Consider the following 8,011-nt stretch of genomic DNA (forward strand, 5'->3'; position numbering starts at 1 on the left):
GCCGCCCCCGGCCTGCGCGGTGCGGCCTCTCAGCCGCCGCGCTGGCCGGAGGGGCGGCGCACCAGGGCCGTCCAGCCGGCCGCCGTGCGGGCCCGCGCGGCCGTCCACCGGTCGCCGAGGTCCCACACCGCGCGGACGGCCGAGCGCGGTGCCACGACCGCCCGGACACGGGTCCGCCAGCCGGCCCGGGACCGCAGCGCCGACCGCAGCCGGCGCACGTCGGCGGCCAGCCCGGCCTCCGCCCGCGGCCGCGGGGCGAACAGCACCTGCTCCACCGCACCGGCCACCCGGTGCACCGACCGGGCCGTCGGCTCGTCCAGCTGCCCGAGCCGCACGATCCGCGCGGCCGCCTTGCGCGGCGTCAGCGCGTCGTCCGGCGCGATGCCGTAGTCCCAGGCGGTGTCGGTGAGTTCGCGCCAGAGGGCGAGCACATGCCCGGTCACCACCTCGGCGACCTGCCGCTCGTCCGGCTCCACGGCCAGGGCGGTCACCTCGACGCCGTCGCCGCTGCCCGTACCGCCGCGCCCCCGGGTGATCGCACCCGGTACCGCGGGGCCGGTGCGCCCGACCGAGGCCAGCCGCACCGACCGCCGTCGCAGCCGCCACAGCATGGGCAGCAGCGGCAGGACGATCACCGCGAGCGCCAGCAGCGCCCAGCCCGCCGTCCGGTACCAGGAGCGCCCCTCGTCCTCCGGGCCGCCCGGGTCCAGCGGCAGCGCCCCGCCGCACTCCTGCACCCGCCTGTCCTCCGCCGAGCAGCTCGCGCTCGTGGACGGCTCGGCCGAGGGCGCCGTGTCCGCCGGACGCGAGGCCTCCGGCAGGTCGGGGACGCTGCTGCCCGGCACCTCGGGCTGGGTGTACGGGGGTGTGTAGCCCCGGTTGGGCGTGGGTTCGAAACGGGTCCAGCCCACGCCCTCGAAGTACAGCTCGGGCCAGGCGTGCGCGTCCCGGAGCCCCACCGCCACCGAGCCGTCCCCCTGCGTCGTCCCGGGCGCGAAGCCCACCGCGACCCGGGCCGGTATGCCCAGCGTGCGGGCCATCGAGGCCATCGCGAACGAGAAGTGCACGCAGAAGCCCCGCTTGTCCCGCAGGAAGCGGGCGATGGCCTGGGAGCCGCTGCCGACCTCCACCTCGGTGTCGTACTGGAATCCGCCGGTCAGGGCGAAGTACTCCTGGAGCCTGACCGCCTGCTCGTACGGGCTGTCCGCGCCGGCCGTGATCTCCCGGGCCGTCCGCGCCACGACGCCGGGCAGGGAGTCCGGCACCTGGGTGAACTCGCGTCTGAGCGCGGCGGGCGGCTCGGGCGCCGAGGCCAGCTGCTCCGCCGTCGGCCGCACGTCGAGGCTGGTCACCTCGTAGGTGGCACCCCGGGTGGTCTGGCCGTGGTCGCCGACGAGCGCCATGCCGACCGGTTCGTAGCGCCAGTTGCCGTCGATCCGCACGTCGCTCGGCGGGTACGGCATGGGCAGCCAGTCCTGCGCGTACCAGTCGGCGGCGGCGATGCGGGTGCGGACCTCGGAGCGCCGGACGTCCGGGCTCAGACCGACGGGGGCCGGGAGCTCGTCCGGCACCGAGACGATGTTCCGCCGGGCGGGCTTCCAGGTGGTGCCGTCGAAGTCGTCCAGGGACACGATCCGCAGATAGGTGCCCGAGGCCTCGCCCGCGCTGGTGCGCAGGGTCAGGACCGTGCGGTCCTCGTCCATGTTCAGGCTGTCGCGCAGCGACACCAGCGGGTTCACCGCGGAGATCGTGCCGCCGCCTCCGCCGCCCGTGCCGACGCCCCTCCCGGCGGTGTCCAGCAGGCCGCCGTTCATCGCGGGCAGGGCCAGCGGCACGACCAGCGCCGTGCCCAGGGCGACCACGCCGATCCGCCGCCCGGTGCGCACCGGCGCCACCGGACCGCCCGGCTCCCCGCCCGGACCGCGCGGCGCCCCGCCGAACACCCGGCCCCACTGCGACAGCCGGTCCCGGCTCTCGGCGAGCAGCAGCATCAGATAGCCGACCGCGGCTATCAGGAACCACACCCAGCCCCCGGCGCCGTCGGACAGCCCCGCGGCGACCGAGTACAGCGCGAGCAGCGGCAGCCCGGCCGGGGCCGCGCTGCGGAAGGTCACCGCCAGCACGTCCACCGCCAGCCCGATCACCAGGACCCCGCCGACGAGCATCAGCCTGATGCCGTCGGACAGCGGCGCCGGGATCGCGTACCGCCCGACGTCCTCGGCGCCCAGCTGGAGCAGGTCGCCGAAGCGCAGGAACGCGTCCGGGCCGGGCAGCACGCCGACGAAGGCGTACTCCCGGGCGAAGACCAGGGTCAGCAGCATCAGCGTGACCAGGGCCTGCACGCCCACCGTCAGCGGGCGGGCCAGCGGCACCCGGCGGGCCGCCGCGCCCACGCCCATCTGCATCAGCAGCAGCACGGCCGCCTGAAGGAACCAGGTGACCGGATCGACCAGCGGCAGCAGGGCGCAGGAAGCCATCAGCGTCGCCGCCGTGGCCGACAGCGCCATCCGTGCCTGACCGCTCATGACCGCCCCTCCCCACCGGTCGTGCCGCCCGCCGTGACGACGCCCGTGCGCTCCCGCTCGGCCTGGCGCCACATGTCCTCCAGGGAGGCGCCCCGCGGCACGCGCACGGCCGTCCAGCCGGCCTCGCGCAGCACCCGCAGGCGTTCCTCCCTCCCGTCCAACGGCCCGGGCGGGTCGGCCGGTTCCCCCACCCAGTCGGCGCCGTCCAGGACGAAGGCGACCGCGCCGCCGGTACGCTGGCGCATCCGGGCGGCCACCGCGGCCTGCTCCTCGTCCAGGTCGCCGAAGAAGGCCACCAGCAGTCCCTCGTGCCCGCCGTGCAGCACGTCGCACGCCGGCGACAGGTCCGTGCCGTCGGAGTGGTCGATCACCGCGAGGGTGTCCATCAGCAGCCCGGCCGCGTCCGCGGACTCCTGGCTCACGCCGGTGAAGCCGTCCGCGCCCTCGCCCGGCACCGAGCTGCCGGTGTCCGTCAGGAACCGTACCGAGAAGCCCCGTTCGAGCATGTGCACCAGCACGGACGCGGTGCCCGCCACGGCCCACTCGAAGGCCGAGTCCGGGCCCGCGCCCGCGAAGGCGGTGCCCCGGGTGTCGAGCAGCACCGTGCAGCGCGAGCGCTGCGGCTGCTCCTCGCGGCGCACCATCAGCTCGCCGTAGCGGGCGGTGGACCGCCAGTGCACGCGGCGCAGGTCGTCGCCGTAGCGGTACCCGCGCGGGATCATGTCGTCCTCGCCGGCCAGCGCCAGGGAGCGCAGCCGCCCGTCGCCGTACCCCTTCGCCTCGCCGGTCAGCCGGACCGGCGGCAGGGGCTCCACGTGCGGGATCACCGTCAGGGTGTCGTGCGCCGAGAAGGACCGGGTCAGCTCGCACATCCCGAACGGGTCGGTCAGGCGCAGTTGCAATGGGCCCAGCGGATAGCGGCCGCGCAGGTCCGAGCGGACGCGGTAGGACACCTCGCGGCGGCCGCCCGGCTCGACGCGGTCGAGCACGAAGCGGGGGCGCGGGCCGAGCACGTACGGCACCCGGTCCTGGAGCATCAGCAGGCCGGTGGGCAGCCGCGAGACGTTGTCCATCCGCAGGTGGACCCGGGCCTCGGCACCGGCGGGCACGCGCGCGGGCGAGAGCCGGCGGCTGCCGGCGACGCGGTAGCGCGTGCGGTACAGCACGGCCGCGCACACCAGGGGCAGCACCGCCAGCAGCAGCCCGACCCGGAGCAGGTCGCTCTGGCCGAGGACGTAGGCGCAGACGGCGGCCGCGACCCCGGCGGCCAGGAAGGAGCGGCCGCGGGTGGTCAGACCGGCCAGGGCCGTGCGCACGCCGCCCTGGTCGCCCCGGTCGGCGTCGGCGGGCGCGGGGTCCGCCGGGGAGGTCATCACAGCCTCCGCGGCGGCTGCTGGCCGTACCCCGACGAGCCGTGGCCCAGACCGCCGAAGGCATTCTGCTGGGGCGTCGCGGGCACCGGCGTGTGCTGCAGGATCTCCTGGATCACCTGCTCCGCCGTACGGCGGTTGAGCTGGGCCTGGGCCGTAGGCAGCAGGCGGTGCGCCAGCACCGCCCCGGCGAGCGCCTGCACGTCGTCCGGCAGGGCGTACTCCCGGCCGCTGAGGGCCGCGGACGCCTTCGCCGCGCGCAGCAGGTGCAGCGTCGCGCGCGGGGAGGCGCCGAGTCTGAGGTCGGGATGGGTGCGGGTGGCGGCGACCAGGTCCACCGCGTACCGCCGGACGGTGTCGGCGACGTGGACACCGCGCACCGCCTCGATCAGCTTGACGATCTCGTGCGCGTGCGCCACCGGCTGGAGGTCGTCCAGCGGGCTCACCCCGCCGTGCACGTCGAGCATCTGCAGCTCGGCCTCCGGGCTCGGATAGCCGATGGAGACGCGGGCCATGAAGCGGTCGCGCTGGGCCTCGGGGAGCGGGTAGGTGCCCTCCATCTCGACCGGGTTCTGCGTGGCGACCACCATGAAGGGGCTGGGCAGTTCGTAGGACTGCCCGTCGGTGGTGACCTGGCGCTCCTCCATCGACTCCAGCAGCGCGGACTGGGTCTTGGGGGAGGCGCGGTTGATCTCGTCGCCGATCACGATCTGGGCGAAGATCGCGCCCGGCTTGAACTCGAAGTCCCGGCGCTGCTGGTCCCAGATCGACACCCCCGTGATGTCCGAGGGCAGCAGGTCGGGGGTGAACTGGATGCGCCGCACCGAACAGTCGATGGACCGCGCCAGCGTCTTGGCGAGCATCGTCTTGCCCACCCCGGGAACATCCTCGATCAGCAGGTGCCCCTCGGCGAGCAGCACGGTCAGCGAAAGCCGCACGACCTCGGGCTTGCCCTCGATCACTTCCTCCACCGAACTGCGGATCCGCTCCACGGTGGCAGTCAGATCAGTGAGGCTCGCTCGATCGTCATAGGTCGTCACCCGGCCCTCCTCGGCCCGCTCTTTCTCACGGGCCGCCGCTCTGCGATGCGTATCCGGCCCACCCCGAAACACGGACACCACGCGTGAAAAGTTCCGCGCGACGCCCCCACCCGCATTCTTGCTGCCGTTACCGATTCGTGTCACTCGCCTGTGGACAACTGGCCGTGATACGTCAGGTCTTACGGCAGTTCGTTCCGTCCTGTGCCCGGGAGTCCCGGTGAACGAGAGTCCCGGGCGGGGGTCACGCGGGGTCGACCTCGTGCAGCAGGCCCGTCCGCACGTCGAGCACGAAGCCGCGCACGTCGTCGGTGTGCAGCAGGAACGGCGAGGTGCGCACCCGGCGCATCGACTGCCGCACGTCCTGCTCGACGTCCTTGAAGGACTCCACCGCCCACGCCGGGCGCTGGCCGACCTCCGTCTCCAGTTCGGTGCGGAAGTCCTCGGTGAGGGTCTCCAGGCCGCAGGCGGTGTGGTGGACGAGAATCACGCTGCGGGTGCCGAGCTTGCGCTGGCTGATGGTGAGCGAGCGGATCACGTCGTCGGTGACCACGCCGCCCGCGTTGCGGATGGTGTGGCAGTCGCCGAGTTGCAGACCGAGGGCCGGGTAGAGGTCGAGCCGCGCGTCCATGCAGGCCACGACGGCGACCTGCTGGACCGGAGGGGCGCCCAGGCCGGGGTCGCCGAAGCCCGCCGCGTACTGCTTGTTCGCCTCGACCACACGGTCGGTGACGGTGCCGACGCGGGCTATGGCGTCCTCGGAGCCGACGGAAACCGATGCAGAAGTCGTCATGGTGATGACGTTACTGGTCACGAGCGATCGGGTCCTGTTGTGGGAGAGGACAAAGAACACCAACAGGCCTTGTTGTGACCTAACCCACAAGTGTGGCGCGCGTGCCCCCTTCAGGGTGAACCTCACCGGTCCGCCGGTTGCTTCCGTCCGCCGCCGCGACGCGCAGGCCGGTTGATTGACCGCGACAGAGGGTGGACTAAAGTGACGCGAAGCGGGAGGCGAGGCTCTCCCCGCTGCATCGAATCCCCCGAGGACTCCGGCCCAGCCGCCGGAGCTCCCCCACGTGCGCGGCGCGTACGTACGGCTCGGCCTCCACCCGCTCCCGGCCGGCTGACGCTTCCGGCGCCGGCAGGCCTCCCCTTCACCGGGGACGCACCCGGTTCGCCGGGAGAAGGGTGGGGACCCGGCGGTGCGTGCGGCCCGCCGGACCTGAGAGGGCCCCTTGAGCCAGAGTCGACACGTCCCGGTGATGCTCCAGAGGTGCCTGGACCTGCTGGCACCCGCTCTGGAACGGCCCGGAGCCGTGGTCGTCGACTGCACCCTCGGCCTCGGCGGGCACAGTGAGGCCCTGCTCGCCCGCTTCCCCGAGGCCCGCCTCGTCGCCCTCGACCGGGACAAGGAGGCGCTGCGCCTGTCCGGTGAGCGGCTCGCGCCCTACGGGGAGCGCGCCACCCTGGTGCACGCCGTGTACGACGAGCTGCCCGAGGTGCTGGACCGGCTCGGCATCGCGCGCGTGCAGGGCGTGCTGTTCGACCTCGGGGTCTCCTCCATGCAGCTGGACGAGGCGGGCCGCGGCTTCGCCTACGCGCAGGACGCCCCGCTCGACATGCGCATGGACCAGACGACCGGCATCGGCGCCGCCGAGGTCCTCAACACCTACCCGGCCGGTGAGCTGGTGCGCATCCTGCGCGCCTACGGCGAGGAGAAGCAGGCCAAGCGGATCGTCGCCGCCGTGGTGCGCGAGCGGGAGAAGGAGCCGTTCAGCAACAGCGCCCGGCTGGTGGAGGTGATCCGGGACGCGCTGCCGCAGGCCGCCAAGCGCACCGGCGGCAACCCGGCCAAGCGGACCTTCCAGGCCCTGCGCATCGAGGTCAACGGCGAGCTGTCCGTGCTGGAGCGGGCGATCCCGGCGGCGGTGAAGGCGCTGGACGTGGGCGGGCGGATCGCGGTCCTGTCGTACCACTCGCTGGAGGACCGGCTGGTCAAGCAGGTGTTCGCGGCGGGCGCGGCCAGTACGGCGCCCCCCGGGCTGCCGGTGGTGCCGGAGCAGTACCAGCCCCGGCTCAAGCTGCTCACCCGCGGTGCCGAACTTCCCACCGAGGAAGAGGTCGCCGAGAACCGCCGAGCGGCCCCGGCGCGCCTGCGCGGGGCCCAGCGGATCAGGGAGGACGTCGAGTGAGGCAGCCGACGGGGCGGGGGTCCGCAGCCGGCACCGCGATGCCCCACCAGGGTGCATGCGGGACCCCGGCCCACCGCACGGCCGGGTCCCGCACCGCGGCCCGCCGCACGGGCAGGCGAGGCGTCGTGCTCCACCGCACGGACGGGTCCGGCGCCGCGCTTCAGGGTGCGGACGGGTCCGGCGCCGCGCTCCACCGCACGGGCAGCTCCGCGAGTCCCCCGCACCGCCCGGGCGGGTCCGGATTTCCCCCGCACCGCCCGGGCAGGTCCGGTATCCCCTCGCACCGCCCGGGCAGGTCCGGCATCCCCCCGCACCGCACGGGCGGGTCCGGACTTTCCCTGCGCCGCGCGAGCGCGGCCGACGGCCGGAGGCAAGGGAGGGCGAGTGAGTAGGAAACCCGAACTGAAGGGGCGGGCCGCGCGGCTCGCGCAGCTGCTGCCGAGCGGGCGCAGGCAGCAGGCGGCCCGGACGCCCTTCGTCCTCCTCGTCGTCCTGCTCCTCGGCGGCGGCCTCATCGGCCTGCTCGTGCTGAACTCCGCGCTCAGCGAGGGGTCGTTCCAACTGGACGACCTGCAGAAGGAGACCAAGGACCTCACCGACGAGGAACAGGCCCTGCAGCGCGACATCGACGCCTACTCCGCCCCCGACGCCCTCCAGCGCCGCGCCCGCGAACTCGGCATGGTCCCCGGCTCGGACCCCGCCTTCCTCAACCCCGACGGCACCGTCAAGGGCGTCCCGTCCCCGGTGGCCGCCGAACCGGCCTCCGCCCGCCACCCCCTCGTCCTCGCACCCGAGGCGATGCTCACCGCGCCCGCGCCTCTGCCCGGCACGCCCGCGCCCGCCGCGCCGACCGCCTCCGCCCCGGCAGGCCCGGCCACCACGACCGC

The 8,011-nt window shown here is 74.5% G+C and carries 6 protein-coding genes; 2 read left to right on the forward strand and 4 right to left on the reverse strand.

From position 1 onward, the window contains the following. Positions 1–29 precede the first annotated feature (29 nt). From ACFF45_RS20585 to ACFF45_RS20600, 4 genes are all read right to left on the reverse strand, one after another. Entirely contained in the window at positions 30–2,525 is a 2,496-nt protein-coding gene (locus ACFF45_RS20585; RefSeq protein ID WP_381347881.1) for a transglutaminase TgpA family protein, read from the reverse strand. After that, complete coding sequence (locus ACFF45_RS20590) at positions 2,522–3,898, reverse strand: DUF58 domain-containing protein (protein ID WP_381347882.1); 1,377 nt, start codon at positions 3,896–3,898, stop codon at positions 2,522–2,524. The genes ACFF45_RS20585 and ACFF45_RS20590 overlap by 4 nt, the downstream gene beginning before the upstream one ends. After that, positions 3,898–4,935, reverse strand: coding sequence for an AAA family ATPase (locus ACFF45_RS20595; RefSeq protein WP_381347883.1), 1,038 nt, complete (start codon positions 4,933–4,935; stop codon positions 3,898–3,900). Before ACFF45_RS20595 ends, ACFF45_RS20590 begins: the two co-directional genes overlap by 1 nt. Positions 4,936–5,176: 241 nt before the next feature. Next, positions 5,177–5,725, reverse strand: a complete 549-nt coding sequence (locus tag ACFF45_RS20600; RefSeq protein ID WP_381347884.1) for a beta-class carbonic anhydrase — start codon at positions 5,723–5,725, stop codon at positions 5,177–5,179. Positions 5,726–6,167: 442 nt separating this feature from the next. On the opposite strand from ACFF45_RS20600, the gene rsmH reads away from it, so the two are divergent. Together rsmH and ftsL are read left to right on the forward strand one after the other, a co-directional pair. Further along, on the forward strand, positions 6,168–7,124 hold the full coding sequence (gene rsmH, locus ACFF45_RS20605) for a 16S rRNA (cytosine(1402)-N(4))-methyltransferase RsmH (RefSeq protein WP_381347885.1): 957 nt from the start codon (positions 6,168–6,170) through the stop codon (positions 7,122–7,124). A gap of 384 nt (positions 7,125–7,508) precedes the next feature. Continuing rightward, positions 7,509–8,011: cell division protein FtsL (gene ftsL, locus ACFF45_RS20610; protein WP_381347886.1), on the forward strand; the 503-nt coding region annotated here is incomplete at its 3' end.

The organism is Streptomyces cinereospinus (assembly GCF_042430725.1).
Classification (GTDB): domain Bacteria; phylum Actinomycetota; class Actinomycetes; order Streptomycetales; family Streptomycetaceae; genus Streptomyces; species Streptomyces cinereospinus.